This is a genomic window from Arthrobacter sp. MOO21 (assembly GCF_057369995.2).
Genome location: NZ_CM170671.2, coordinates 1,862,460 through 1,888,379, shown reverse-complemented (window position 1 = coordinate 1,888,379; position 25,920 = coordinate 1,862,460). Strand labels below are relative to the sequence as shown.

Genomic DNA, 25,920 nt, shown 5'->3' with positions numbered 1-25,920 from the left:
GCGGCCGGTTGGCGGTGGAACCAGACTATCGTGGGCGCTAAGGGGCCGTCCGTGGACGTGGCTCCCGCAGTCCGTCCAGCCGTACTCCAAGGTCCGCCGTACAAAGGAGAACCACATGAGCGCACCCACGCCAGCCCAAGGCGCCGGCATCAACACCGCAGACCTCTACGACGAGCGCGGCGATGAACTGGCCTCCGTGTCGCTGCAGTTCCAGTCCCTGGGTGGCCGCACACACTTCAGCGGTCCGGTGCGGACCATCCGCTGTTTCCAGGACAATGCGCTGGTGAAATCCACGCTCGGCTCGCCCGGGAACGGCGCGGTGCTGGTGGTGGACGGCGGCGGATCGCTGGGGACCGCGCTGATGGGGGACATGATTGCCGAAAGCGCCGTGGCGAACGGCTGGGCCGGCGTCGTTATCAATGGCGCCATCCGTGACCGGGTGGCCATCGCGCAGCTGGACCTCGGAGTCAAGGCCCTGGGCAGCAACCCGAAGAAGAGCCTGAAGGCCGGCGCGGGCGAGGTCGACGTGGACGTGGTGATCGACGGCGTGACCTTCCGCCCCGGAGCCACTGTCTGGTGCGACCCGGACGGCATCCTCGTGGAGCCCTAAGGGAACAACCCGCAGTCAGGGGAATAGAAAGAGCAGGTAAGATAGTTACTGAAAGCAACTATCGCTGCTGATTTCCTTTTCTTCCCCTTGGAGCACCCATGTCCAAAGCCACTGCCGCGCCCGGCGCAGGAGAGACGCTGACCCGGCGCCAGATCGTCACCGTGATGGTGGGCCTGATGCTGGGCATGTTCCTGGCATCGCTCGACCAGACGATCGTGTCCACGTCCATCTACACCATCGCCAATGACCTGGACGGGCTTTCGCTCCAGGCCTGGGCCACCACGGCGTACCTCATCACGTCCACGGTCAGCACCCCGCTCTACGGCAAGCTGAGCGATATCTTTGGCCGCCGCCCGCTGTACCTGGCAGCCATCGCCATCTTCCTGGTGGGCTCGCTCTACGCGGGGTCGGTGCATTCCATGACCGAACTGGCCGTGGCCCGCGGCATCCAGGGCCTGGGCGCCGGCGGCCTGCTGGCCCTGGCGCTGACCATCATCGGCGACATCGTGTCCCTCAAGGACCGGGCCAAGTTCCAGGGCTACTTCATGTCCGTCTTCGGAATCTCCTCGGTCCTCGGCCCGGTGGTGGGCGGCGCCTTCGCCGGTTCCGCCAACATCCTGGGCTTTGACGGCTGGCGCTGGGTGTTCTTCATCAACCTGCCCATCGGCCTTGCCGCGTTGGTGGTGGTGTTCCTGTTCCTGCACCTGCCCGCCAAGCACCTGAAGCAGAAGATCGACTACTGGGGCGCCGCCGCCATCACCGTGGCCATCGTTCCGCTCCTCCTCGTGGCCGAGCAGGGCCGCAGCTGGGGCTGGGCGTCCACCAACTCGTTCCTCTGCTACGGCCTGGGCGTGGTGGGCATCGCCTGGTTCCTGCTGGCCGAGAAGCGTGCCGGGGACTATGCCCTGATCCCCCTGCGGCTCTTCCACAACCTCACGTTCGGGCTGTCGTCGCTGCTGAACTTCATCATCGGCATCGGCATGTTCGGTGCCATCGCCATGCTGCCGATGTACCTGCAGCTGGTCAAGGGGCTCACCCCCACCGAGGCAGGCCTGATGATGATCACCTTCACCGTGGGCATCCTGTTCGGTTCCATCACCGCCGGCCGCACCATCTCCGCCTCGGGCACGTTCCGCATCTTCCCCATCATGGGCACCGGCATCCTCACCGCCGCCGCCATCGTGATGGGCCTGTCCCTGCAGGTGGACACCGCCCTGTGGGTTCCGGGCCTCATCGCCGTCTTCTTCGGCGTCGGCCTCGGCTTCTGCATGCAGCCGCTCACCCTGGCCATGCAAACGTCTGTTCCGCCGCGCGACATGGGCGTGGGCACGTCCTCCGCGGCCTTCTTCCGCTCCATGGGCGGCGCGGTGGGAACCGCCGTCTTCATCTCCATGCTCTTCAGCATGGCCGCCGACAGGATTGCGGACGGCATGAAGGCCGCCGCCACGGATCCGGCCTACCTGGCCGTCCTCAAGGACCCTGCAGTGGCGTCAGACCCCGCCAACGCGAAGCTGTACGACTTCTTCAAGAACGGCGCGTCCAACGACTCCCTGAATGACACCAGCTGGCTCCACACCGCCAACGGCACGCTGACCCGCCCCATCACCGAGGGATTCGCCGGTGCCATCGACACCGTGATGCTGACCGCGGCCGCGCTGACCGGCCTGGCGTTCCTCATCAGTTTCGCCCTCCCGCGGAAGAAGCTGACGGACCAGAAGGCCTCGCCGCAGGACACTGCCGCGGCCATCGCCCACTAGAAAACCCAATCTCCTCTGCTGCGCGTCAGGGGAGGCAGCCGCCTGATGTGCAGGACGCCGAGTGGATCGAGGCGCCGTGACGTGCCACACTGTTAGGCGCGTGTGCGCCGGCTCTCTGGCCGGTACCGCAGCCGACGACGTCCGCACCGCATCCATCAAACCCAAGACCCAGGGAGAACCATGCCCACTGCACAGGAGCAGACAACCACCGGGATACCGCGGCGGGTGATCTGGCTGGCGCTCGCGGGGGCGGTGGGCGGGTTCCTCTTCGGCTTCGACTCGTCCGTGGTCAACGGCGCGGTGGATGCCATGAAGGAGGAATTCGCGCTCTCCGAGGCGGTGACCGGCTTCGCCGTGGCCATCGCGCTGCTGGGCTGCGCGGCCGGCGCATTCCTTGCCGGCAAGGTGGCCGACCGCCACGGCCGCGTGCCCGCCATGAAGTTGGGCGCGCTGCTTTTCCTGGTCAGTGCCCTGGGCACCGGTTTCGCCTTCGGCATTTGGGACCTGGTGTTCTGGCGCCTGGTGGGCGGGCTGGGCATCGGCCTGGCCTCCGTGATCGCCCCGGCCTACATCTCCGAGATTTCCCCCCGGCAGGTCCGCGGGCGGCTGGCCTCGCTGCAGCAGCTGGCGATCACCACCGGTATCTTCGCCGCGCTGCTGTCCGACGCGCTCCTGGCCACGTCCGCGGGCGGCGCGGACCAAAGGTTCTGGCTCGGCATTGAAGCGTGGCGGTGGATGTTCCTCGCGGCAGCAGCGCCCGCCGTCGTGTACGGCTGGATAGCCTTCACCCTGCCCGAGTCCCCGCGGTTCCTGGTGTTCAAGGGCAAGGAAGACGAAGCCCGGAAGGTCTTCGACTCCATTGCACCGGCCGAAGACACCGACCGGCACATCCGCGAAATCCAGGAAGCCATCGAGGAAGACAAGCTGGCCGGCCAGAAGGGATCCCTCCGCGGCAAGACCTTCGGCCTGCAGGCAGTGGTGTGGGTGGGCATCATCCTGTCCGTGCTGCAGCAGTTCGTGGGGATCAACGTGATCTTCTACTACTCCACCACCCTGTGGAAGGCCGTGGGGTTCCTGGAGAAGGACTCACTGGCCATCTCCGTGGCAACCTCCGTCACCAACATCCTGGTGACCCTGGTGGCCATCGCCCTGGTGGACCGCGTTGGCCGCCGGCCCATCCTGCTCGCGGGATCGGTAGGCATGGCGGTGTCCCTGGGCGCCATGGCCCTGGCGTTCTCCTCCGCCACCGGATCGGGTGACAACATCACCCTGCCGGGTGCCTGGGGTCCCGTGGCGCTCGTGGCCGCCAACATCTTCGTGGTGAGCTTCGGCGCGTCCTGGGGGCCGCTCGTGTGGGTGCTCCTGGGAGAGATCTTCCCGTCCCGGATCCGCGCCCGTGCCCTTGGCCTGGCCGCTGCCGCGCAGTGGGTGGCCAACTTTGTGATCACCCTCAGCTTCCCGGTGATGGCCTCCGGTTCACTGCCGCTGACTTACGCCATGTACGCCCTGTTCGCAGTGGCGTCCTTCTTCTTCGTCATGTTCAAGGTGCCGGAGACCAACGGCATGTCCCTGGAGCAGGCCGAGACCCTGTTCGTGCCCAAGGGTTCCGCGAAGGCCTAGCAACGCCCCATCACGTTCCGCAGTAAAACAGCAAACCCTCCATCAGGTGATGGAGGGTTTGCTGTTTTCGCCTGGCAGGACGCTGTTACACCACGTGCGGTTCGTGCGCGGCGAGGTACGAGCGGCCGCCGAAGGCGATGGCAATGGCAACGAACATGGCCGCGGCACCGGCGAAGAACGGCACCTGCGGGCCGAAGTGCTCGCCCAGCTGGGCCGCCGCAAACGGGGCCAGCGCCCCGCCCATCCAGCGGACGAAGTTGTAGCCGGAGGAGGCCACGGGGCGCGGGGAGTCGGAGACACCCATGGCCAGTTCCGTATAGATGGTGTTGTTGACGCCGAGCAGGGCGCCCGCCACGATGACCAGCACGACGACGGCAGGCACCGAGTGCCCGGCCGCCAGCCCCAGCCCGGCCAGGTCCAGCAAGAGCAGGAACAGCGTGCCGGTGAGCACCTTCACGGCACCGAAACGGTTCTGCAGGACCGGCGCGACGAAGACGGAGAAGACGGCCACGGCAACGCCCCAGCCGAAGAAGACTCCGCCGATGCCGTAGGCGTCCATGCCGAGGATGAACGGGGTGAAAGCCAGGATGGTGAAGAAGCCGTAGTTGTAGAACAGGCTGCTCGCCGCCGTCGTGCGCAGTCCCCTGTGGCCCAGCGCCAGGAGGGGGTCGCGGAGGCGCACCTTGCGTTCAGGCAGGGGGGTCCCGGGCAGCAGCGCGATGAGGGCGATGAAGGCTGCAGCCATGAGGACGGCGGTGCCGAAAAACGGTGCGCGCCACTGCCAGCCGCCCAGGAGGGCACCCAGGAGCGGGCCAAGGGAGATGCCCAGGCCGAGGGCCGCCTCGTAGAGGATGATGGCCGTCCCGGCGCCGCCGCTGGCGACGCCCACGATCACGGCCAGGGCGGTGGCCACGAAGAGGGCGTTGCCGAGGCCCCAGCCGGCGCGGAAGCCCACGAGCTCCCCGACGCTGCCGGACAGCCCGGAGAGCGAGGCGAAGACCACGATGATGGCCAGCCCGATCAGCAGGGTCCGCTTGCCTCCGATCCGGGAGGAGACAAAGCCGGTGATCAGCATGGCCACCGCGGTGACCAGGAAGTAGCTGGTGAAGAGCAGGGACACCTCGCTGGGGCTGGCGTCCAGATTGGTGGCAATGGCAGGCAGGATCGGGTCCACCAGCCCGATGCCCATGAAGGCAAAGACGGCGGCGAGGGCTGTGGCCCACACCGCCTTCGGCTGCTTCAGGATAGAGGCCTTTTCGGCCTTGAGGGTGTTCTCTGGTGCCTGCAGGGTTTCTGCCAGCTGGCCGTCCATGGAGGGTGCTCCTAGTTGTCGGGGGGAGTCAGTTCTGGGCTGCGTTGATGATTTTGCTGATGACGGGCAGCGCTGCCGCCAGCGCGGTCCGGTCCGTGTCCGTGAGGGTGCTGAGGATCCCGGCCATCACCTCGTTGCGCCGCTGGTTTGCGGACTCGACGGCGGCGCGCCCTTCAGCGGTCAGGACCACCCGCACGGCACGCGAGTCCGCGGGATCCGGCTCGCGGCGGGCCAGCCCGGCCCGCTCGAGCTTGATGATCTGTTCCGTGGCGCTGGGCACGCGGACGCCGAGGTTCCGGGCGATTTCGCCCACGCGCTGGCCGTCGCCGAGCAGCATCTTGAGGGTGCTGAGCTGCGCGGCGCTGAGCTCGCCGTCGGCATCGAGGCGCCGGACGAGGTAGACGCTGTGGCGGAGGGCTTCGCGGAACCCGCTGGCGAGCTCCTGCAGTTCTGCATCTTTCATCATTAGGTACCCTAACATTTAGGGTACCTAACGGTCAACGGTCAAAGAGCCAGCTTCATCCCGACGTGGCTCGCTTCGAAACCCATGCGCCCGTAGAACCGCTGCGCCGCGGTACGGCTGGCGTGGGTGGTCAACTGCAGCAGGCTGCAGCCGCGGCGCCGGGACTCGTCGATGGCCCACTGCACCATCAGTTTTCCGATGCCCTGCCCGCGCAGCGCCCCGGCCACCCGCACGCCCTCGAGCTGCGAACGCCAGGCGCCCTGGCGCGAGATGCCGGGAAGGAAACTCAGCTGGAACGTGGCCACCACCGCACCCGCTTCTTCCCCCTGCGGCACTAGCTCCCCCACGAGGAGCAGGTGGGCCGGATCGGCGTCGATGGCGTCAAAGGCGTGCTCATAGGGGGCCATGTCCGCGCCGTACTCCCGCGCGGCGCCCATCGCATCATCGGCGAGCAGCCGGACGATGGCGGGCAGGTCCACCCGGGTGGCGTGCCGGAGGAGGAAGGTCCCGCCGTCGGCGCCGGCAGCGAGCAAGGAACGCGTGGTGTCTGGTTCGGGGCTCACGTGCCCAGCCTGCCACACAAAAGGACGACGCCGGCACTTGCGGAAAGTGCCGGCGTCGTCCTGTGCGGTACGTCGTCTTCGCGGTGGCGGGTCAGGCGGAGGTGCTCGCCAGTTCTGCCTGCCGCTCCTCCACGAGGGTGGACACGGCGCTGAACAGCGGGTGCTCCGGCTCCAGCCCCGTGATCTTCGCCGTGGCGTCGGCCGGACTGTTGGAGCCCAGGATGCCGGCGAGTTCCGTGGCCTCGGCGTCGGCAGGGTCGTTGAAGCGCAGGGCTGCGGCAATGGCACCCAGCAGTGCCTCCGGAACCACTCCGCGTTCAGCCAGTTCCGCGGCCGGTCCGATGAACCGCTCGTGCCGGCTCAGTTTGCGCAGCGGCGCCCTGCCCACCCGGTTGACCGTATCCGGCAGGTGCGGGTTGGAGAACCGGACCAGGATCTTCTGGACATACGCCTCCTGCTCATCGTTGCTGAAGCCGTGCTTTGCCACGAGGAGCTGCTTGGTCTCCTCCAGCACCGCCCGCACATCCTCGGCGACATCCTGGTCCGCCATGGCCTCGGAGATCTTCTCCAGCCCTGCCTCGAAACCGAAGTAGGCGGCCGAGGCGTGGCCCGTGTTCACCGTGAAGAGCTTCCGCTCGATGTAGGGCGAGAGGTCGTCCACGAACGTGGCTCCCGGGATCACCGGCGCGGCATCACCGAAGGGCGTGCGGTCGATGACCCACTCGTAGAACGTTTCCACCGTGACGTCCAGGCCCTGGCCGGGTTCCTGGTTGGGCACGATCCGGTCCACCGCGGTGTTCGCGAACACCACCTTGCCGTCCAGGGCGCCGGCGGCGGCCCCCGGCTGGGCCGCCACCTCCTTGGCCAGGATGTCCGTGGCGTTGATGGCGTTCTCGCAGGCCATCACCTGCAACGGCGCCAGCCCGGGCTCCCGCGCCACGATACCCCGGGCGATGACGGGCGCAACGAACTTGAGGATGTGGGGACCCACCGCGGTGGTGACGATGTCCGCCGTCGCGATCTCCGAGACCAGCTCCGCTTCCTGGGCAGTGGAATTCAGGGCGCGGAAGTTGTCCACTGTCCGCACGGCGGGGTTCTCCCCCACCTCGTGCACGGCGTAGCTGTCGGCTGCCGCCAGCTGGGCGATGAGTCCCTCCGCGACGTCGGCAAACACTACCTCGTACCCGGCATCATGCAGGAGCAGGCCCACGAAGCCGCGGCCGATGTTGCCGGCACCGAAATGTACTGCCTTCACTATGCGTTGACCTTTCCGAAGAGTTCGAGGACTTCATCCTCAGAGGTGGCGGCCTCAAGCCGGGCGACCTGCTCCTTGTTGGTGAAGACCTTGGCGATGGAGGACAGGATGTGCAGGTGCTCGTTGTTGATGCCCGCGACGCCCACCACGAACTTCACCTCCTTGCCGTTCCAGTCAATGCCCTCCGGGTAGCGGATCACGGACACCGCGGACTTGCGGATGTGGTCCTTGGCGGCGTTGGTGCCGTGCGGGATGGCGAGGAAGCTGCCCATGTAGGTTGACACTGACGCTTCCCGCTCGTGCATCGCTGCGATGTAGCCTTCGTCCACCGCGCCGCGGGCCAGCAGGAGCCGGCCGGCTTCGTCGATGGCGGCGTCGCGCGTGGTGGCGGACCCGTTCAGGACCACGCTCTCCCGTGCCAGGACCTCACCGCCGGCCGGTGCAGTTGCTGCGGCGGCCGGGGCGGGCGCCGCGTCCACCGGGGCGGAGGCGGAGGCCCCACCCGGCGTGCCCGCTCCGGCGTCCGGTCCTTCGGTTGCCGTGGCGCCTTCGGTGTTGCTTTCCCGGACCAGTTCGACAATCTCGTCATACCGCGGGCTGCTCATGAAGTTGTCCACCGAGTAGTGCACGGCGCTGGAAGTGGCCGGCTTGGCGCGCTCGGTCAGGTCCTGGTGCGTGATGACCACGTCGTACGTGTCGGTGAGGTTGGCGATCGAGGCGTTGGTGACCTTGACGTCCGGGAAGCCGGCCGCCTTGATCTTGTTCCGCAGCACCGAGGCGCCCATGGCGCTGGAGCCCATGCCGGCGTCGCACGCAAAGACGATGTTGCGCACGGGTCCGGCGAGGACGCCCACGCCGCCCTGGCCGGCGGCACCCGCTCCGGCTCCGGCTCCTGTGAGCGTAGAGGCAACGGAACTCTTCTTGCCCTTCATCGCTTCCATGCGGGACGTGGCGTCTCCGAGGTCAACCTCGTCGCTGTGCTTGGTGGTGCGCAGGATGACCGAGGAGACCAGGAAGGACACGGTGGCCGCCAGCACCACGGAGAGGATCACGCCGAAGTAGCTGTCACGGGAGGTCTGGGCCAGCACGGCGAAGATGGATCCCGGGGCTGCCGGGGCCACCAGGCCGGAGTTGGTGATGGCCAGCGTGGCGATGCCGGTCATGCCGCCGGCGATCGCGCCCAGGATCAGCATCGGGCGCATCAGGACGTACGGGAAGTAGATTTCATGGATGCCGCCGAGGAACTGGATGATGGCGGCACCGGGAGCGGAGGCCTTGGCCGCACCGCGTCCGAAGAACATGTACGCGAGCAGGATGCCCAGGCCGGGGCCGGGGTTGGCTTCCAACAGGAAGAGGATGGATTTGCCCTGCTCGAGCGACTGCTGGACGCCCAACGGAGTGAGCACGCCGTGGTTGATGGCGTTGTTCAGGAACAGGACCTTGGCGGGTTCGATGAAGATGCTGGTCAGCGGCAGCAGGCCGTTGCTCACCAGGAACTTCACAAAGTTGCCTGCCGCCTCGCTGAAGGCCGTGACCACCGGCGATATACCGTAGAACCCCAGCAACGCCAGCAGCGCGCCCCAGATGCCCGCGGAGAAGTTGTTGACCAGCATCTCGAAGCCGGGGCGGATCTTGCCGTCCCAGATGGAGTCGATCTTCTTCATGGTCCAGCCACCCAGCGGACCCATGATCATGGCGCCGATGAACATGGGAATGCCGGCACCGACGATCACACCCATGGTGCCGATGGCGCCCACCACGCCGCCGCGGACGTCGTAGACCATCTTGCCGCCGGTGTAGCCGATCAGCAGGGGCAGCAGGTAGGTGATCATGGGGCCTACGAGGCCGATGTTGGGCTTTCCGCCGGTCTCGCCGAAACCACCCAGCTGCGGAACGGGCAGCCAGCCCTTCTCAATGAACAGGGCGGTGATGATGCCCCAGGCGATGAAGGCGCCGATGTTGGGCATGATCATGCCGGACAGGAAGGTCCCGAACTTCTGGACGTGGACCCTGGCGCTGGTGCGCGGCTTTGCAACTGTCTCTGTTGCCATGTGATTTCCTAACCGTCATTCCTGCTGCTCCGCAGGATGGTCCGATAGATACGACGACGTACTGCTGGGTGGAGCGGATGGTGCTTTGGTGGTGTGCCGGGTCAGCCGGCCGGGCTGGTGGAGATCCGGTGCAGCCATTCGAGGAAAAGTTTGAGTTCCGAGCTCGAGAGCTGGTCAGAGTGCGAAGCCTGAAGTGCGGCGTTCAGGGCGATCGCTGCCACCACCACCGAGGATTTCCCGGTGGACTCCGGAGCCGGGCCACTGGCCGGCTCGGCGGACACCGCGAAGATCATGGCATCCCTGGTCATGGTGGACAGTTCAAGGTTGCGTTCGGAGGCGGGCTCCGCAATCAGCATCAGCGTCACGCCCACGTTGGCCGCCAGGATGGACCTGGCCGCTTCCCTGGGCTGGACGTTGAGCTGGCCCGCCGCCGCTGCCTTGTTCAGCATCTCCTCCATCAGCGCCTCGGCATCTGCCACGATGGCCAGCGGCTTTCCGGGCGGATGTTGCCGAACATCACCAGGTACAGTTCCGGCTGGTTCAAGCCGAACTGGACGTGGTTGTCCCACATTCTCCGGATGTCCTCAAGCGGCTGCCCGGAGGGGGCGAAGTCCCTTTCGCCCGCGACATATTCCTCAAACCCCGCGGCGACGACGGCGTCAAACAGACCTTCCTTGTCACCGAAGTGGTGGTAGAGCGTGGGCGCCGAAACCCCCGCCAGCTGGGTGATCTGGCGGGTGGAAACGGGCGCCCCGGCGGACTTGGCCAACAATTCCGCGGCCGCACGGAGCAGCCGCATTTTGGCGGGAAGCTGGCCATCCAAACTCATAACCGCTACCCTAGCACCTATAGCATTGCTATATGAACTGAATCACATACAATTTTTTCAGGCACGTTTCCCGCCCCCGGACGTAGCAGTCCCCCGGCGGTTCCGGCATGGCGCCGGCGATCCGGCGGGCCTGGCAAACCGGCAGAGAATGAGGACCTTCAGTGCAGAACTTCCCAGGAGTAGGCGTCAGCCCAGGCCGCGTCATCGGCACCGTCCGGCAGATGCCCAAACCGATCAGCGAACCTGCCGCCGGTGAACAGCTGGCCGCGGGCACCACCGCCGAGGAAGCCACCGCAGCATTGAAGGCAGCCTCCCAGGCTGTCCACGACGAGCTGAAGGCGCGTGCCGCGCACGCCACCGGGGACGGCAAGGCCGTCCTGGAGGCAACAGCCCTGATGGCCAAGGACACCATGCTGATCAAGGGTGCCGCCAAGCTTGTTGCCCGCGGCGCCTCCGCCGAGCGGGCCATCTGGGAGTCCGGTTCCTCCGTCTCTGAAATGCTGCACAACCTGGGTGGCTACATGGCCGAACGCGCCACGGACGTCCTGGACGTGCGCGCCCGGATCGTGGCCGAACTGCGCGGCGTTCCTGCACCGGGCATCCCGGCTTCGGCCACCCCATTCATCCTGGTGGCCGATGACCTGGCCCCCGCTGACACCGCAACCCTGGACCCCAACAAGGTCCTGGCCCTTGTCACCGCCGGCGGCGGCCCCCAGTCGCACACCGCCATCATTGCCCGTTCGCTCGGCCTGCCCGCCGTCGTCGCCGCTGTAGGGGTGGATGACATCGCGGACGGCACCGAGGTGTTTGTTGATGGCGCGGCAGGCACGGTCACGGCTGAACCCGACGACTCCCTGCGCGCCGCAGCGGAGGCGTGGGCAGCCACAGCCTCACTGCTGTCCGAATTCACCGGCACGGGCACGACGGCGGACGGCCACGAAGTGCCGCTGCTCGCCAACGTGGGCGGCGGCAAGGACGCCGAGGCTGCAGCCAAGCTCGGCGCCCAGGGCGTGGGCCTGTTCCGCACCGAATTCTGCTTCCTGGAGCGGGACACCGAACCTTCCGTGGAGGAGCAGGCCGCAGCGTACAAGAGCGTTTTCGATGCCTTCCCCGGCAAGAAGGTCGTCCTGCGCACGCTGGATGCCGGGGCGGACAAGCCCCTGCCGTTCCTGACCGACTCCACCGAGCCCAACCCGGCCCTGGGCGTCCGCGGCTACCGGACCGACTTCACCACGCCGGGCGTCCTGGACCGCCAGCTGGAGGCCATCGCCCTGGCAGCGAACCAGTCCGAAGCGGACGTCTGGGTCATGGCGCCGATGATTTCCACCGCCGAGGAAGCTGCCCGGTTTGCCTCCATGTGCGCCGACGCCGGGATCAAGACCCCCGGGGTCATGGTGGAGGTCCCCTCCGCGGCCCTCACCGCGGAATCGATCCTCCGCGAGGTGGGTTTCGCGAGCCTGGGCACCAACGACCTGACGCAGTACGCCATGGCTGCCGACCGCCAGCTGGGCCCGCTCGCCAACCTCAACACCCCGTGGCAGCCTGCGGTGCTGCGGCTCGTCGGGCTCACGGTTGAAGGATCGCGGGCCGAAGGCCACAACAAGCCCGTGGGCGTCTGCGGCGAGGCGGCCGCCGACCCCGCCCTCGCCGTCGTCCTCACCGGCCTGGGCGTCACCACGCTCTCCATGACGGCCCGCTCCCTGGCCGCCGTGGCCGCGGTCCTGAAAACGGTCACCCTGCCCGAAGCCCAGGAACTGGCCAAGCTGGCCCTGTCCGCACCCAGCGCCACCGAGGCGCGGGCATGGGTCCGGGAAAAGCTGCCTGTCCTGGACGAGCTGGGGCTGTAACCCAACAGGCGGGCCAAGGCCGGCCGCGCCGCGGGATAGGCTACGTCCATGGCACTGATAGCCCCCCGGGTCACGGCCGGCCTCCCTGCCGGCGAGGCGAGCAGCCTCGCGCGCGCCCTCGCGGACAGCAACGACATCACCGTCTTCGTGGACGGCACGGTCCACCGCCTGCCTGCCCAGGCGAGGGACGCCGTCGTGGACCTCCTTTCCCGGCTCAGCCGCGGCGAAACGGTGACGGTCAGCAGCGTCGAGGAAATGCTCACCACCTCGCAGGCAGCCGAGCTGGCAGGGATCTCGCACACCTACCTGCGCAACATGACGGACCGCGGTGAGATCCCGGTGGAGTACCGCGGCTCGCACCGCCGTATCCGGACGGCTGACATCATGGCGTGGCTCGAGAAGCAGAAGATAGCCGAACAGAAGCGCAAGCAGGGCAAGAACGCCGGGGTCGACGCCGGCACGGGAGCTTAGTGCATACCTCATCGGCCTGGGGGCGCCGGAACGACGCTGAGCTGCACTCCGCCGAGGTGGAGGCCCACGGTTTCACAGGCCGGATCCTTTGGACCGACGGCACCCCGGCCCCGGGACTGGACGCAGCGGCGGCTGCGGCAGTTCCGGCCTACATCCTGGTCCACGGCATCGGCGTTTCCCACCGCTACCTTCGCCGGCTGCACCTTGAGCTGTCGCGCACCGCCCCGACGTACTCCGTCGACCTGCCTGGTTTCGCCGGAACACCCCGTCCCGGCCGCCAGCTTTCCGTGGCGGACTACGGCACCTTCATCGCCCAGGCGCTGAAGGCCAACGGCATCCGTTCCTACATCCTGGTGGGCCATTCCATGGGCGTGCAGTTTGCCATCGAGGCCGCACTCCATGCGCCGGCGCAGGCGCAGAAACTGGTGCTCATGGGCCCGGTGGTGGATGAGCGGCACAGAAGCGTCAGCCGCCAGGCGCTGGCGCTGTCCCTGGACGCCCTCCTGCGGGAGAGCGCGGGGTCCAACTGGATAGTGTTCTCGGACTACTTCCGGTGCGGGCCGCGCTGGTACTTCACCGAGCTTCCCGTCATGATGGCCTACCCCACGGAAAAGCGGCTGGCCGGAATCGACGTGCCCGTGCTGGTCCTGCGGGGTAGCCGGGACCAGGTGGCCGGCCCGGAATGGTCGATGCGGCTTTCCAGCGCTGTGCCGCAGGGGCGGTTCGTGGAGATCCCGGGCGCCGGCCACGTGGTCCAGCACCTGCGGCCGCGGGAGGTTGCGGAGGCCATCGGGGCTTTTGCGGCTATTCCCGCAGTGCAGGGCTGACCTCAGTGCAGGGCTGACCTCAGATCCTGGGCCGGCTGGCCCAGCGCCGCATCTTGAGCGCGGCGTGCAGTTCCAGGCGGACCATGCCCTTCAGCGGATCCACCCCCAGCAGCTGGCGGATCCGGCCCAGCCTGTTATAGATGCTGCTGCGGTGCAGGTGGAGCTTGGTGGCCACGTCCTGGACTGCGCCGTCGTTGTCGTACAGCAGTTCCAGGACGGGGATGAGCTCATTGTTGCGGTCATGGTCCTCAAGCATCCGGAAGTAGACGGAGCCGGAATCCGCCCAGGCCCCCACCCCTCCCCCGGCCGAGGCCAGCAGCTGGTACACGCCAATGGACCGGCAGTCCACCAGTTCGCCGAGCTGGGGATCGACGGCGGCCGCCTGGGCTGCCACCCGAGACTGGCGGTAGGCCTCGGACAGCTGGCGGGTTTTCGCGAACCCCTCACTGATCCCCAGGATGATCCGGTGCACGGGGCGGCCGGACCGCTTGGCCAGTTCCAGCTGGTAGTGGACCAGGAGCTGGGCGTGGTTGGCCCGGCCGGTGGATTCGCGGAACAGCACCACCGAGTGGGTTTCGGTGCCCGCACTGAACAGGGCCGCGTCCATGCCCACGGTTGCCTGGAGCGCTGTTGACCGGTGGATCAGGGTGGACGCGATGGGGTCCGGACCGCTGGCCCAGCCGTCGGCATCGAGCACCGTGACCATCTGCCACGGGCCGCGGCCCTGGACTTCCTTCCAGCCCGCTACGGCAGCCACGGCATTGGGCTCGCCGGCACACGCTGAGAGGAATTCCCGCTCCCGGCCCCGCCGGAATTCTGATTCGGCAGTGTTGGAGTCCAGCAGGAGCCCAGAAAGCAGCTCAAGCTCGTGGTTGACGGCAGGCAGCTGGGTGAGGATCGCCGTCGGGCTTTCCTCCGCGGAGTCCTGCTGCACCCACAGGTAGCCAACGCGGAAGCCGCGCACCATCAGAGGCACGCACACCCTGCCCAGCATGCCCAGGTCTGGGTTCGCCGGTACCACCACGGGGCGCACAGCCGTGGCAATGCCGTGCGACAGCTGCCAGGCACTCACGTCCGCAGGGACCTTCTTGCTCAGCAGGAAGTTCACGCGCACCCGGTCGGCGTGGGACTGGTTGGAGCTGTAGGCCAGCAGCAGCCCGTCCAGGTCCTCGAGCGACAGGCCCCGGCCCAGCTTTTGCGCCACCTGTTCCACGAGCTCTTCCACACCCTGCTGCTGCATGCGCCCACATTACTGCCTGCGGCGCAGGCCGGACGAACGGACAGCAGGCGACACTTGCCGCCCCAGGACTCGACGAATGTCGAGCCGGGCGGTGAAAAACCCGCGGAATGACGCGGTTTTCGCTCCCCACCTCCGAAATCATCGTGTTGGCTGGCTCACAGCCGGATTTATCGTTGAAACACGAAATCCTTCCATCTTTCCGGCCCACCGGCCCAGAACCTGGAGCACACGATGATCATCGGCGTCCCCAAAGAAATCAAGAACAACGAATTCCGGGTGGCCATCACCGCCGCCGGCGTCCACGAGTTCCGCACCCACGGCCACACCGTCCTGGTGGAACGCGGCGCGGGCCTGGGGTCCGGCATCACGGACGAGGAATACGCCATCGCAGGCGCCGAGATCATCAATGAGGCGGATGACGTCTGGGGCCGCGCGGACATGGTGATGAAGGTCAAGGAGCCCATCAAGGCCGAATACCACCGCTTCCGCAAGGGCCTGATCCTCTTCACCTACCTGCACCTGGCGGCCGAGCCCGAACTGACCCGCGAGCTCATCAACTCCGGCGTCACCGCCATCGCCTACGAGACGGTGCAGGAAGGCCGCAGCCTGCCGCTGCTGGCCCCCATGTCCGAGGTTGCCGGCCGGCTTTCCGTCCAGGTTGGCGCCTCTTCCCTCATGGCACCTGCCGGCGGCAAGGGCGTGCTGCTGGGCGGCGTGCCCGGCGTCCGCCCCGCCAAGGTTGTCGTCCTGGGCGCCGGCGTGGCCGGCACCAACGCTGCAGCCATGGCCCTGGGCCTGGGTGCCGACGTGACCATCCTGGACATCAACATCAACCGCCTCCGCGACCTCGACGCCCAGTACCAGGGCCGGCTGAAGACCGTTGCGTCCAACAAGTACGAGATCGAGAAGTCAGTGGTGGATGCCGATCTGGTTATCGGATCTGTGCTGATCCCCGGCGCCAAGGCCCCCAAGCTGGTCACCAACGACCTCGTAGCCCGGATGAAGCCCGGCTCGGTCCTGGTGGACATCGCAGTGGACCAGGGCGGCTGCTTCGAGGACACCCACCCCACCACGCACCAGGAACCCACGTACAAGGTGCACAACACCATCTTCTACTGCGTGGCCAACATGCCCGGCGCCGTCCCCAACACGTCGACCTACGCGCTGACCAACGTCACCCTGCGCTACGCCGTTGCACTGGCAAACCTGGGCGTCAAGGCCGCCTTCGACCGCGACCCCGCCCTGGCCGCCGGCCTCAACATCGCCGCGGGCCACGTGGCACACCACTCCGTGTCCGAGGCCCACAACCTGCCCCTCGTTGCCGACTGGCACGAACTGGTTTCGGCCTAGTCCCATCCATCGATTGCTCCGTAGCTGTCCTTTTGTACCCCCAAAACGGCAGTTAGGGAGCAATCGATTGGTTCTTAGCCAGGTCGCGGGCAGCCTCGATGATCTTCAGGACCTCGACCGCGTCCTCGGGGTTTACCGGGAGGGGCAGGGCTGACGCTGTTCCGCCGTCGAGGATCTTCTCCGCCAGGATCCGGTAGAACTCGGGGTAGTTTCCGCGTTCAGTGGGCAGGGCTGCGAGGTGCCCGTCGCGGCCCAGCAGCCCTGCCCATTCCCGCGCCTCAACACCGTAGTCCGCATCGAGGGGACTGCCGCCGGCCGCGACGTAGGGCTCCTGCGGGTCCACCCCGTTCTTGGTGAAGCCGCCCACCGAACCCAGCACCCGGAACCGCGGGCCCTGCTGGGCGCACAGCATGTTCATTGCCAGGTGGCTGGTTACCCCGGATTCGTGCCGCAAAACCAGGAACACATCGTCGTCCGCGCGCTCGTCGGACCTGCGGGCGCGCAACTCGGCGTGCACCACCTGGGCAGGGCCAAAAAGCTGCAGCGCCTGGTCGATCAGGTGGCTGCCCAGGTCGAAAAGCGCACCGCCTCCATCCGCGGCCGTCGCCCTGGCCTTCCAGGCCTTGGTGATCGTGGGTGACCAGCGCTCCAACCGCGACTCAAACCTGGTGACATTGCCCAGGGCCTGGGCGGCCAGGAGCTTCCGCAGGGTCAGGAAGTCCCCGTCCCACCGCCTGTTGTGGAACACCGTCAGTACCCGGCCAAGCTGCTCGGCGAGTCCGATCAGTTCCTGGCCCTCCTTGCTGGTGACGGCGAACGGCTTGTCCACCACTACATCCAACCCCGCCTCCAACGCCGCCTTGGCGTACGGATAGTGCGTTGCGGGCGGCGTGCCCAGCACAATGAGGTCGAGGCCGTCTGCCCGCCGGAGGACAGCGTCCGCGTCGCGCACCACGTCAACGTCCGGAAGCCGCGCCAGGGCGGCCTTCTGCCGTTCGGCGTCGGACGTGGCAACCACCTTAAGCGCGTAGCTGTCGTTCGCCGCGATGAGCGGCGCGTGGAAGACGCTGCCGGACAGCCCGTAGCCGACGACGGCGGTGCGGATAGTGCGGGGTGCAGCTTCAGTCCCGGTCATGGAAGCAACGCTACCCCCGGTCCGGCAGTCTTAAACGGTCCGGCAGTCCTAAACAGCGAGCCGGCACCCCCTGTGGCCAGGAGGTGCCGGCTTCCGTTATGCGGCTGGCGCTATCAGCCGGCGGCTACTTCTTTTCCCAGCCGATGGTGGTCCAGTCCGGCACCTGTGAGTTGCTCTGGAACAGGGAGGGGCCGTAGTTGGCCAGGCCGGAGCGGACGAAGGAGATCTGCGGGCCGTTCATCACCACGCCCATGGAGAAGTACTTCGCCATGTGCTCCTTCTCCACGTCCATCGCAGCCTTGTTGCGTGCCGCATTGTCCTCAATGGAGGCAAGGTCCGCGATCTTCTTGTCCAGCTCGGCATCGCCCAGCTTGTTCTCGTTGGTCTTGGAGTCGTAGTACTGCTTGACGGCGTCCGTGGCGTCCGCGCCCACCGTGTAGCCGGAGACGCTCATGTCGAACTCGCGGGAACCGAGGACCTTGCCGAAGTCGGCGGAGGCGCGCTGGTCGATGCCCACGTCCATGCCGCCTGCCTGGAGCTGCTTCTGCAGGGTCTGGGTGAACGCGAGGGTGGTGGGGTCGTCCCCGAAATTGCTGATCTTGAAGGCAGCCGGCTTGCCGTCCTTCTCCATGATGCCGTTGGCGTTGGCCGTGTAGCCGGCGTCGGTGAGGACCTTCTTGGCGGCGTCCGGCCCCGTTTCCTTGACCGGGTAGTTGTCCTGGTAGTACTCGGAGAACGGCAGCAGCATCATGGAACCGGAGCTCGGCTCCTCCCAGTTAAGGCCGTTGAAGCGCACCTTGCGCAGCGCCTCGCGGTCCACTGCGGCGAAGATGGCCTTGCGGACTGCAACGTCGGTGATGCGCTGGGCGTTCAGGTTCATGCCGCCGGCGAAGAGACGCTGGCCGCGGCGGATGTCGGAATCCTTGGTGCCGTCCAGCTGCTTGTAGAGGGAGATGGTGTTGGCGGACATGGCGTCGATCTCGCCGTTCTTGAACGCGGCGATCTGCGCGCTGGTTTCCAGCTGGCGGAAGGTCACGTTTGCCAGGACCGGTTTGGCGCCCCACCACTTGTCATTCGGCACCAGGGTCACGGTCTTCGCGGCCGTGTCGTACTGGTCAAGTTTGAAGGGGCCGGCCATCCACTCGGGGTGCAGGTTGCCGTTGAAGCCTTCGTTGAAGATCTCCGGGGTGTTAACGGCGGGGTGGATGAGTCCGAAGAAGAGCGAATCCACAGGGAAGACCGGGCGGCTGGTCTTGACGATGACTTCCTTGTCGTTGCTTCCCGCCTCGACGGAGTCAACGAACTCGTAGGCACCGGAGCTGACGATGTCGTAGCCGGCGTCGGGGCTCTTGAGGATGTTCCAGGTGTTCTTGAAGGCCTTGACGTCGATGGGGGTGCCGTCGTTGTAGGTGGCCTTGGGGTTCACCTTGATGGTGATGGTCTGCTTGCCGTCCTTGACTTCGCTGTCCACCGACTCGCAGAAGTCCTTGTTGGGGGTGACCTTGCCCTTGAAGTCCACCTTCCAGCAGCCGCCGATGCCGCCACTGTTCATGGCAACCGGGTTCATGGGAACCTGCAGGGCAGAGTTGTCCGCGCTGTTGCCGTTGTTGGAGAACCCGTTGAAGTCCGGCCCGATGTTGCCCAGCGGAAGGGTGACCTTGCCGCCCTGCTGAAGATCCGCGGCGGGCTTCTCGTTGATGCTGATGAGCTTGGACAGGTCGCTGCCTGCCTCCTGCCCCTTGGCCGTTTCGGGGCCGCTGGCACCGCCACCGCCGCACGCTGTCAGCGCCAGGGCCGCAGCAACGGCTGCAGCTCCGCCGATCCTGTTCAGTTTCCTCATGGTTTTCCCTTCATTGGTGCGAGTGGTGGTGCTTGTGGGGCTGAAAAATCTAGGGTGCATGGTTCTCCGCCGGTTCGTGGACCACCAGCATGTCCTCATCCAGTGCGCCGTCCGGGAAGAAGCACGCGAACCGCTGGTCGTACGGGTGTACGGGGGCATTCTGCAGGGCCTGCGCGGCCGCTGAAGGCCTGACGGACTCCAACGGCGGTTCCAGGCTGAGGCACTTTTCCTGCTTCGCCGGCGGCAGCGCGGCGAAGACAGGGCAACGGGTGGCGAAGTTGCAGCCCTTGGGCGCCTGCAGAGGCGACGGGAGGTCACCCTGGAGGATGATGCGCTCCCGGGTCCGTTCCAGCCGCGGGTCGGGCACCGGGATTGCCGAGAGGAGCGCCCGGGTGTAGGGGTGGCGCGGGTTGTCAAAGACCCTGTCCACCTCGCCGATTTCCACGATCTTCCCGAGGTACATTACGGCCACCCGGTTCGAAATGTGGCGGACCACCGAGAGATCGTGCGCCACCAGCAGGTAGCTCAGGCCGAGTTCCGCGCGGAGGTGGTCCAGGAGGTTGATCACGCCGGCCTGGACCGAAACATCCAGGGCCGAGACGGGTTCGTCCAGGACCACCAGCTTGGGGTTGACGGCCAGTGCCCGCGCTATCCCGATGCGCTGCCGCTGCCCGCCGGAAAACTGGTTGGGGAAGCGGTTGACGTGGTCCGGCTGCAGGCCCACGAGCTTCATCAGCTCCATGATCCGCGTCCTGATGGCCGCCCGGTCCATGCCGGCGTTCTGCAGGGGCTCGGCGAGGACTTCGTACACGGTGAACCGCGGGTCCAGGGCGCCGGTGGGGTCCTGGAACACCATCTGGAGTTCCCGCCGCATCCTTGACTTGGTCCTCGCGTCCGCCGCCTGCTTGTTGCTGAGGCCGCCTATCACCACCTCGCCGTCCTGGTCCTGGTGGAACTCCATGATCTCCAGCAGGGTGGTGGTCTTGCCGGAACCCGATTCGCCCACGATGGAGAAACATTCGCCTTCGCGGATGTCGAAGCTCACGCCGTCCACGGCCTTGACGGTACCGATCCTGCGTTTGATCAGCGCACCCCTGGTCAGCGGGAAGTGCTTCGTCACGTCCTTGAGCTGCAACACGGTGGTCCGCTCGGCCCGGGGAACCGCGTCGAAGCGGGACACCGGCACGGGCGGGGCCGCGAACACGTCGTGGACATCCACGTCCCCGCCCAGGGCGTCGGATTTGATGCAGGCGGCACTGTGCAGTCCCTGGCCGTCGACGGATGCCAGGGCGGGTTCGCCATCAAGGCATGCGTCCGAGGCCAGCGGGCAGCGGGGCGCGAACGAGCATCCCGTGGGAGGAAGGAGCAGGTTCGGGGGCATGCCTTCGATGGGAACGAGCGAAGACTTTTCCGCCACGTCCACGCGCGGCACGGCTCCGAGCAGCCCCATGGTGTACGGCATCCGCGGGTCGTAGTAGATATCGTCCACGGCACCGGTCTCCACGGGCTTGCCCGCGTACATGACCATGATGTCGTCCGCCATCCCGGCAACCACGCCGAGATCGTGAGTGATCATGACGACGGCGGCCCCGGTCTCCTCCTGGGCGGTATGCAGCACCTCAAGCACCTGGGCCTGGATCGTGACGTCCAGTGCCGTCGTCGGCTCATCCGCAATGAGGACACGCGGGTTGTTGGCGATGGCGATCGCGATCATCACGCGCTGCCGCATGCCGCCGGAGAACTCGTGCGGGAAGGCACGCAGCCTGTCCTTGGGGCTGGGGATACCCACCATGGCCAAAAGTTCGACGGCGCGCGCCTCCTTGGCTTTCCGGCTCATGGCCGGATGGTGGATGGTCAGCGCTTCGATGATTTGGGTGCCGACGGTAAAGACGGGGGTGAGGGAGGACAGCGGGTCCTGGAAGACCATGGCGAGTTCATTGCCGCGGTACTCGCACATGGCCTTGTCGCTCAGTCCCAGCAGTTCGCGGCCCTTGAGGCGGACGGAGCCGGAAACCTCGGCCGTGGACGGGAGGAGGCCCATGATGGCCAGGGAGGTGACCGACTTGCCCGAGCCTGATTCACCCACGATTCCCAGGGTCTTGCCGGGCATCAGGTCGAAGTCGACGCCACGTACGGCGTGGACCACACCATTCTCTGAATTGAAGCGCACGTTCAGGTCACGGACCGATAGTAGTGCGTCGGCAGGGGCGTGCAACCCTGCCACATGCAGGCGCTCCACCTCCGGCCGTGCTGGTCCCGTGGCTCCGGTGGTGGTTTCGCTGCTCATGCCGTCTTCTTTTCCGCGCGGGTTTTCCGGATCTTGGCCTGCCGTGCCTTGCCGGTGGAACTGGAGCTGGGGTCGAAGGCATCGCGCAGGCCGTCGTTCATCATGGCCAGTGAACCCGTCAGCAGGAACATGACAGTGAGCGGAACCCAGAACATCCAGGGGAATGTCTGGACCTGGGAGGTGGCGCCTCCGATCAGCACCCCGAGGCTTACGTCCGGGACTTTGATGCCGATGCCGATGAAGGAGAAGGCAACTTCGGCAAGGATCGCCGCGGTGACGCCCCGCGTGATGTCCAGGATCAGGAGCGATCCGATGTTCGGCACGAGGTGGCGCCAGACGATGCGCCGCGGCGGTACGCCCATGTACTGGGCCGCCTTGACGAAGTCCCGCTGCATCAGGGACATGGACATGGAACGGATCAAGCGGGCGGTGCCCATCCAGCTGAAGACCAGCAGGACGATGATGAGCAGCAGCCAGGACGGAAGGTCGCGTTTCAAGCCCGCGCCGCCGCCGCTGGTGGCAACGGCCACCACCAGGAGCGCCGGCATCATGATCAAGGCCTCCAGGACGAACAGCATCACCTTGTCCACCTTGCCGCCGAAGTAGGCCATGGTGCAGCCGTAGACGGCGGCGATCAGGACCGAGACGAGGCCCACCACAAGGCCGATCAGGATGGAGATCCTGGTGCCTTCGACCGTCATGGCGTAGAGGTCGATGCCGGCTTGGGAGGTGCCGAGGAAGTGCCCGGCGGACGGCGGCATCCCGATGTTGAAGGGGTCGATGGTTTCCTTGTCCCAGGGAGTGAAAAACCCGCCGATGAACGAGAAAAGAGTCAGGACCAGGAAGATGGCCAGGCCGGCCACCGCTGTCTTGTTCCGGAGGAAGCGGCGGAAAATGATGGTGGATTTTCCGATGACGACGTCGGCGCTTTCCAGGTGCGCGTCCTGGGCGACGGCTGCCGGGTCGACGGCGTTCAGGTTGGTCATTGCTACTGCACCCGCACTCTCGGGTCGACAAGCGTGGTGGCGAAGTCCGCCAGGATGGCGCCGATGGCGAAGATGACGGAGCCGTAAGCGAGCGTGGCCGTGGCGGCGTTGACGTCCTGCAGCGAGATGGCGTCGATGCTCCAGGAGCCGACGCCGGGCCAGGCGAAGATCTTTTCGGCGAAGAAGCCGCCGGCAAAGATGGCCGGGATGGTGAAGGCGATGCTTTGGGCGACCGGGATGAATGAGACCCGGAGCGCGTGCCGGGCGATCGCCTGGTTCCGGCTCAGGCCCTTGGCACGTGCGGTCCGGACGAAGTCGGCGTTGACGTTATCCAGCAGGTACTGGCGCTGCGCAATCTGGTAGGCGCCCCAGCCCACGAGGGTGATGGCGAGGGTGGGCACGACGTAGTGCGCCAACAGGTCAACGAACTGGGGCCACCCGGGCGATATGCCCGGGGTGGAGATGCCGGTGACGAAAAAGATGCGGCTGCCCACGGTCTCGTTGATGTTGATGGCGCCCAGCTGCACCAGGAAGTAGGCGATGGGGGCCGGGACGATGTAGGCCAGGTAGCTGTAGGAGGTGATGGCCCGGTCCTGGAATTTGTACTGGCGGGCCGCCGAGTAGACGCCAAGTGCGACGCCGATGACCAGGGTCAGGATGATCGATGCCAGGAAGAGCCGGGTGGAGATCCAGATCCGGTCACCGAATTCGGCGTTGATATAGGCCCCGTTGGGGCTCCGGCCCCAGTCCCACCGGGTCACGATGCCGGTGAGCCAGTCGACGTACCGTTCCCACGGGCTCAGGTCCGGGTCCAGCCCTTTGAGGCGCATGGAATTGGCTACCTGCTCCGGGGTGGGCCGGGGAATGCGTTCTTGTTCCAGCAGCGCCGGCTTGAGCGAACTGACGGCCAGGAAGTATCCGGCCGAGGTGGTCAGGAAAATCATGACCAGGTACGTGATGCCGCGCTTTGCGAGGTACTTGAGCATGGCGCGCTATTTCTCCGGCAGCGCCGCCGGGTGCCGAACGGAGGAACACCCCGGTGTCCGCTGGTATGCCATGCCGCTGGCCAACTCAACCATCACTGCTGGATCCTTCCGTCTCCCCCGGACAAGCACGGATTGTGCCGCCTCACCGGGTCCTGTACCAGCGGGTAGCTGGCCTCCCGCAGCCCAAGGGCCGGTCCTGGTGGACTATGTCGCGGGTCACATTCCAGAGGAAACTATCACAAGCCCCAGCCCGAAAAGCGCGGTAATCCCCTGAAATCCGGCGCGCCGTATCAGATCGTTATGAATAGTTCTGTGAAGTTGGTGTGACTGGACGCGGGGAGCTCCAGGCGCGTAATCTACCCGCCGCCCACCACTCGTGTGACAAGATCCCGCCACGAGGCGGCGAGCTGTGCGCTTGTCACGCCATGCTCCCGGACAAGGTGCAGGAGCCGCCCGGGGTCCAGCGTCGCAGTCAGGGAACCGGCCATGAGCCAGGGATCGGAGGATCCAAAACGGGCCTCCCGGAGCAGCATTTCGACATGCCTGTTCCAGAGTGCCGCGGCGGGCACCTCGAAACGGCCCCGCGACGCAACTTCGGCGGCAAGCACAAGATCCCCGTACGCGACGACGTACGCGATCCGTTCAGTCCCAAAAGCAACAAGGCGGTCAAGCGCGGGGGCGCCAGGGCCCAGCGGTGGAGGCCCAAAGAGGAAGCGGGACTGGAAGGCGGCCTCTGACTCGTTGAGCAGCGTCAGCATCAGGCCCGCCCGGCTTCCGAAGCGGCGGAAAACCGTTCCCTTGCCCACCCCCGCCCGCTCCGCCAGCCGGTCCATGGTGAGCCCTTCGGCCCCGCACTCGTCAATCAACTCCCGGGCAGCCGCCACCAGGCGCTCCCGGTTCCGGGCGGCATCGCTGCGTTCGGCGGGCGCGGCCGGGCCGGTTCCCGGCCGCATTGGGATCAGGCTCACAAAAACAGTGTAGCCGCGGGGAATAGAACCGGACTACGGTCCGTTTAGTCTGGTGAAGGCCTGAAAAGCCTGAAATTTTGTTCGTCCCGCGGCCCGCCGCGGCCCTACCCAGGAGCCTCAATGACCAAGAGCACCGTACTTACCCTCGTCGGCAGCCTTCGTGCCGAATCCACCAACCAGAAGCTTGCCGAAGCGATCCAGCTCAACGCCCCCGAGCAGGTGGATGTGGTGATCCACGAAAGCCTCGGCAACATCCCGTTCTACAACGAAGACATCGACGTCGACGGCCAGGTACCTGCCGCCGCAGCCGCCCTGCGCGCCGCAGCCAACGAGGCGGACACCATCCTGCTCGTGACCCCTGAACACAATGGCACCGTTCCGGCCGCGCTGAAGAACGCCATCGACTGGCTGTCGCGCCCCTTCGGCGCGGGTGCGCTGGCAGGCAAGCCCACCGCCGTCGTCGGCACCGCCTTTGGACAGTACGGAGGCGTTTGGGCCCAGGACGAGGCCCGCAAGGCCGTGGGTATCGCCGGCGCCGAGGTGCTCGGGGACGTTAAGCTTGCCGTCCCCGGCTCCATGGTCCGCTTCGCGGAGATCCACCCTAAGGACGACGCCGAGATCGTGGAGCAGATCAAGGGCATCTTCGACGCCCTCGCCGCTTCCAGCCCCGCAGCCTGACCCACCACCTCCAGTGCCCGGTACGCCATGGCGTGCCGGGCACTGGAGCATCCGGGACGGTCCGTGACCAACTCTTGTCCCAACCGGTACCTGCCAGACATCCATGCGGGAGGCGGGGACCGTAGCGTTAATCGCCTCAAGTTCCCGGGAGCGGATTGCGGTGCAGGATGGCAGACGGATGGAACCGGCAGGCATACGCGGCCGGCCTGCTGGCTGCGTCCGCCTGCCTGGCCCTGCCCGTTGCGCTCGGCGGCTGCACGGGCCAGCCCCCGCTAGAGCCGGGGACTTCTTCCAGCCCGGCGGCAGCGGGCCTCCGTGGCGCGGCGCCGTCCGTCACGGCAGTTCCCGCCGCTCCACAGGCCTCCCCCGAAGGCAGGCTTGTCGGCAGCGGCGGCCCGGGCACCGCATCAACCCGGCCCGTGACTGCGTACTACGTGCTTCCGGCCGACGGCGGCAGCCGCGGCGTCCGCTTCGGCTGCAATGACAGCCTGGTAGCGCTTCCCACGACCGGTCCCGCATCCGGTGACGCACTCGCCTCATCGGTGTCCGCCCTGCTGGCCAGCCCGCAAGCGCCGCAAGCCACCGGCACCGCATTGCCCCGGCTGTACAACGCGCTGGCAGGCTCGCGGCTGACCTTCCTCTCCGGCAGCTTCGACGGCACCACGGTAACTCTCTACCTGACGGGATCACTGCGGCCGGACAGCCCCTGCGACGCGCCCCGCATCGAGGCGCAACTGACGCAGACGGCGGTGGCGGCGGTGGGTGCCATCCGCGCCGATATCCACGTCAACGGGCAGAGCCTTGCGGACGCCCTCAAGGTGAAGTAGTCCCAACAACAGGTGAGC

General features: G+C 66.7%; 21 protein-coding genes and 1 pseudogene. 9 read left to right on the top strand and 13 right to left on the bottom strand.

Annotated features, from left to right (window positions below; all coding sequences use genetic code 11):
• Positions 1-115 precede the first annotated feature (115 nt).
• The 3 genes from rraA to AC2JAJ_RS08725 all read left to right on the top strand — a co-directional run bounded on the left by rraA (position 116) and on the right by AC2JAJ_RS08725 (position 3,987).
• Complete coding sequence (gene rraA, locus AC2JAJ_RS08735) at positions 116-610, top strand: ribonuclease E activity regulator RraA (RefSeq protein WP_221384288.1); 495 nt, start codon at positions 116-118, stop codon at positions 608-610.
• Between the two features lie 98 nt (positions 611-708).
• Positions 709-2,367 carry an MDR family MFS transporter gene (locus tag AC2JAJ_RS08730; protein WP_486416151.1) on the top strand — a complete coding sequence of 553 codons (1,659 nt, stop codon included), beginning with the start codon at positions 709-711 and terminating at the stop codon, positions 2,365-2,367.
• A gap of 180 nt (positions 2,368-2,547) precedes the next feature.
• Positions 2,548-3,987 (top strand): sugar porter family MFS transporter, encoded by a 1,440-nt coding sequence (locus tag AC2JAJ_RS08725; RefSeq protein WP_501053451.1) that lies wholly within the window; start codon positions 2,548-2,550, stop codon positions 3,985-3,987.
• Between the two features lie 85 nt (positions 3,988-4,072).
• Here AC2JAJ_RS08725 and AC2JAJ_RS08720 read toward each other — a convergent pair whose 3' ends face one another.
• The 6 genes and pseudogenes from AC2JAJ_RS08720 to AC2JAJ_RS08695 form a co-directional block, all read right to left on the bottom strand.
• Complete coding sequence (locus tag AC2JAJ_RS08720; protein WP_486416153.1) at positions 4,073-5,299, bottom strand: MFS transporter; 1,227 nt, start codon at positions 5,297-5,299, stop codon at positions 4,073-4,075.
• 28 nt (positions 5,300-5,327) lie between these two features.
• Complete coding sequence (locus AC2JAJ_RS08715; protein ID WP_260323234.1) at positions 5,328-5,765, bottom strand: MarR family winged helix-turn-helix transcriptional regulator; 438 nt, start codon at positions 5,763-5,765, stop codon at positions 5,328-5,330.
• Positions 5,766-5,803: 38 nt separating this feature from the next.
• A complete protein-coding gene (locus tag AC2JAJ_RS08710) occupies positions 5,804-6,325 on the bottom strand; it encodes a GNAT family N-acetyltransferase (protein WP_486416154.1) in 522 nt (173 codons plus the stop codon).
• 91 nt (positions 6,326-6,416) lie between these two features.
• Positions 6,417-7,580, bottom strand: a complete 1,164-nt coding sequence (locus AC2JAJ_RS08705; protein ID WP_486416155.1) for a mannitol-1-phosphate 5-dehydrogenase — start codon at positions 7,578-7,580, stop codon at positions 6,417-6,419.
• The gene (locus AC2JAJ_RS08700) at positions 7,580-9,631 is read right to left on the bottom strand and encodes a PTS mannitol transporter subunit IICBA (protein WP_501053450.1); all 2,052 of its coding nucleotides are present in this window, start codon (positions 9,629-9,631) and stop codon (positions 7,580-7,582) included. The genes AC2JAJ_RS08705 and AC2JAJ_RS08700 overlap by 1 nt, the downstream gene beginning before the upstream one ends.
• Positions 9,632-9,732: 101 nt before the next feature.
• A pseudogene (locus AC2JAJ_RS08695) lies at positions 9,733-10,460 on the bottom strand (TetR/AcrR family transcriptional regulator).
• Positions 10,461-10,621: 161 nt separating this feature from the next.
• Between AC2JAJ_RS08695 and ptsP the strand changes: the two are divergent.
• From ptsP to AC2JAJ_RS08680, 3 genes are read left to right on the top strand one after another with little or no spacing between them, the layout of a single operon-like run.
• Positions 10,622-12,307 carry a phosphoenolpyruvate--protein phosphotransferase gene (gene ptsP, locus AC2JAJ_RS08690; protein ID WP_486416157.1) on the top strand — a complete coding sequence of 562 codons (1,686 nt, stop codon included), beginning with the start codon at positions 10,622-10,624 and terminating at the stop codon, positions 12,305-12,307.
• A 48-nt stretch (positions 12,308-12,355) separates the two neighbouring features.
• On the top strand, positions 12,356-12,778 hold the full coding sequence (locus AC2JAJ_RS08685) for a helix-turn-helix domain-containing protein (protein ID WP_221384297.1): 423 nt from the start codon (positions 12,356-12,358) through the stop codon (positions 12,776-12,778).
• A complete protein-coding gene (locus tag AC2JAJ_RS08680; protein WP_486416158.1) occupies positions 12,778-13,605 on the top strand; it encodes an alpha/beta fold hydrolase in 828 nt (275 codons plus the stop codon). Before AC2JAJ_RS08685 ends, AC2JAJ_RS08680 begins: the two co-directional genes overlap by 1 nt.
• 19 nt (positions 13,606-13,624) lie before the next feature.
• On the opposite strand, the gene AC2JAJ_RS08675 is transcribed toward AC2JAJ_RS08680, so the two are convergent.
• A complete protein-coding gene (locus AC2JAJ_RS08675) occupies positions 13,625-14,845 on the bottom strand; it encodes a PucR family transcriptional regulator (protein ID WP_221384298.1) in 1,221 nt (406 codons plus the stop codon).
• Between the two features lie 231 nt (positions 14,846-15,076).
• Between AC2JAJ_RS08675 and ald the strand changes: the two genes are divergently transcribed.
• Positions 15,077-16,195, top strand: coding sequence for an alanine dehydrogenase (ald, locus tag AC2JAJ_RS08670; RefSeq protein WP_486416159.1), 1,119 nt, complete (start codon positions 15,077-15,079; stop codon positions 16,193-16,195).
• A 52-nt stretch (positions 16,196-16,247) separates the two neighbouring features.
• On the opposite strand, the gene AC2JAJ_RS08665 is transcribed toward ald, so the two are convergent.
• The 6 genes from AC2JAJ_RS08665 to AC2JAJ_RS08640 all read right to left on the bottom strand — a co-directional run bounded on the left by AC2JAJ_RS08665 (position 16,248) and on the right by AC2JAJ_RS08640 (position 24,397).
• Positions 16,248-17,330, bottom strand: coding sequence for a Gfo/Idh/MocA family protein (locus AC2JAJ_RS08665; RefSeq protein ID WP_486416160.1), 1,083 nt, complete (start codon positions 17,328-17,330; stop codon positions 16,248-16,250).
• 124 nt (positions 17,331-17,454) lie between these two features.
• Positions 17,455-19,170 carry an ABC transporter family substrate-binding protein gene (locus AC2JAJ_RS08660; protein WP_486416161.1) on the bottom strand — a complete coding sequence of 572 codons (1,716 nt, stop codon included), beginning with the start codon at positions 19,168-19,170 and terminating at the stop codon, positions 17,455-17,457.
• A 49-nt stretch (positions 19,171-19,219) separates the two neighbouring features.
• Positions 19,220-21,457 (bottom strand): ABC transporter ATP-binding protein, encoded by a 2,238-nt coding sequence (locus tag AC2JAJ_RS08655; RefSeq protein ID WP_486416162.1) that lies wholly within the window; start codon positions 21,455-21,457, stop codon positions 19,220-19,222.
• The gene (locus AC2JAJ_RS08650; RefSeq protein WP_486416163.1) at positions 21,454-22,443 is read right to left on the bottom strand and encodes an ABC transporter permease; all 990 of its coding nucleotides are present in this window, start codon (positions 22,441-22,443) and stop codon (positions 21,454-21,456) included. The genes AC2JAJ_RS08655 and AC2JAJ_RS08650 overlap by 4 nt, the downstream gene beginning before the upstream one ends.
• A gap of 2 nt (positions 22,444-22,445) precedes the next feature.
• On the bottom strand, positions 22,446-23,429 hold the full coding sequence (locus AC2JAJ_RS08645; protein WP_486416164.1) for an ABC transporter permease: 984 nt from the start codon (positions 23,427-23,429) through the stop codon (positions 22,446-22,448).
• Positions 23,430-23,785: 356 nt separating this feature from the next.
• Positions 23,786-24,397 carry a TetR/AcrR family transcriptional regulator gene (locus tag AC2JAJ_RS08640; RefSeq protein ID WP_221384305.1) on the bottom strand — a complete coding sequence of 204 codons (612 nt, stop codon included), beginning with the start codon at positions 24,395-24,397 and terminating at the stop codon, positions 23,786-23,788.
• A gap of 120 nt (positions 24,398-24,517) precedes the next feature.
• On the opposite strand from AC2JAJ_RS08640, the gene AC2JAJ_RS08635 reads away from it, so the two are divergent.
• Positions 24,518-25,075 (top strand): NAD(P)H-dependent oxidoreductase, encoded by a 558-nt coding sequence (locus AC2JAJ_RS08635; RefSeq protein ID WP_221384306.1) that lies wholly within the window; start codon positions 24,518-24,520, stop codon positions 25,073-25,075.
• 167 nt (positions 25,076-25,242) lie between these two features.
• Positions 25,243-25,902, top strand: coding sequence for a hypothetical protein (locus AC2JAJ_RS08630; RefSeq protein ID WP_486416165.1), 660 nt, complete (start codon positions 25,243-25,245; stop codon positions 25,900-25,902).
• Positions 25,903-25,920 lie beyond the last annotated feature (18 nt).

What these genes read in the sequence shown, in the direction of transcription:
- rraA (WP_221384288.1), top strand. Translation starts at nt 116, where the DNA reads ATGAGCGCACCCACGCCAGCCCAAGGCGCCGGCATCAACACCGCAGAC.
- AC2JAJ_RS08730 (WP_486416151.1), top strand. Translation starts at nt 709, where the DNA reads ATGTCCAAAGCCACTGCCGCGCCCGGCGCAGGAGAGACGCTGACCCGG.
- AC2JAJ_RS08725 (WP_501053451.1), top strand. Translation starts at nt 2,548, where the DNA reads ATGCCCACTGCACAGGAGCAGACAACCACCGGGATACCGCGGCGGGTG.
- AC2JAJ_RS08720 (WP_486416153.1), bottom strand. Translation starts at nt 5,299, where the DNA reads ATGGACGGCCAGCTGGCAGAAACCCTGCAGGCACCAGAGAACACCCTC.
- AC2JAJ_RS08715 (WP_260323234.1), bottom strand. Translation starts at nt 5,765, where the DNA reads ATGATGAAAGATGCAGAACTGCAGGAGCTCGCCAGCGGGTTCCGCGAA.
- AC2JAJ_RS08700 (WP_501053450.1), bottom strand. Translation starts at nt 9,631, where the DNA reads ATGGCAACAGAGACAGTTGCAAAGCCGCGCACCAGCGCCAGGGTCCAC.
- AC2JAJ_RS08685 (WP_221384297.1), top strand. Translation starts at nt 12,356, where the DNA reads ATGGCACTGATAGCCCCCCGGGTCACGGCCGGCCTCCCTGCCGGCGAG.
- AC2JAJ_RS08675 (WP_221384298.1), bottom strand. Translation starts at nt 14,845, where the DNA reads ATGCAGCAGCAGGGTGTGGAAGAGCTCGTGGAACAGGTGGCGCAAAAG.
- ald (WP_486416159.1), top strand. Translation starts at nt 15,077, where the DNA reads ATGATCATCGGCGTCCCCAAAGAAATCAAGAACAACGAATTCCGGGTG.
- AC2JAJ_RS08665 (WP_486416160.1), bottom strand. Translation starts at nt 17,330, where the DNA reads ATGACCGGGACTGAAGCTGCACCCCGCACTATCCGCACCGCCGTCGTC.
- AC2JAJ_RS08660 (WP_486416161.1), bottom strand. Translation starts at nt 19,170, where the DNA reads ATGAGGAAACTGAACAGGATCGGCGGAGCTGCAGCCGTTGCTGCGGCC.
- AC2JAJ_RS08655 (WP_486416162.1), bottom strand. Translation starts at nt 21,457, where the DNA reads ATGAGCAGCGAAACCACCACCGGAGCCACGGGACCAGCACGGCCGGAG.
- AC2JAJ_RS08650 (WP_486416163.1), bottom strand. Translation starts at nt 22,443, where the DNA reads ATGACCAACCTGAACGCCGTCGACCCGGCAGCCGTCGCCCAGGACGCG.
- AC2JAJ_RS08645 (WP_486416164.1), bottom strand. Translation starts at nt 23,429, where the DNA reads ATGCTCAAGTACCTCGCAAAGCGCGGCATCACGTACCTGGTCATGATT.
- AC2JAJ_RS08635 (WP_221384306.1), top strand. Translation starts at nt 24,518, where the DNA reads ATGACCAAGAGCACCGTACTTACCCTCGTCGGCAGCCTTCGTGCCGAA.
- AC2JAJ_RS08630 (WP_486416165.1), top strand. Translation starts at nt 25,243, where the DNA reads ATGGCAGACGGATGGAACCGGCAGGCATACGCGGCCGGCCTGCTGGCT.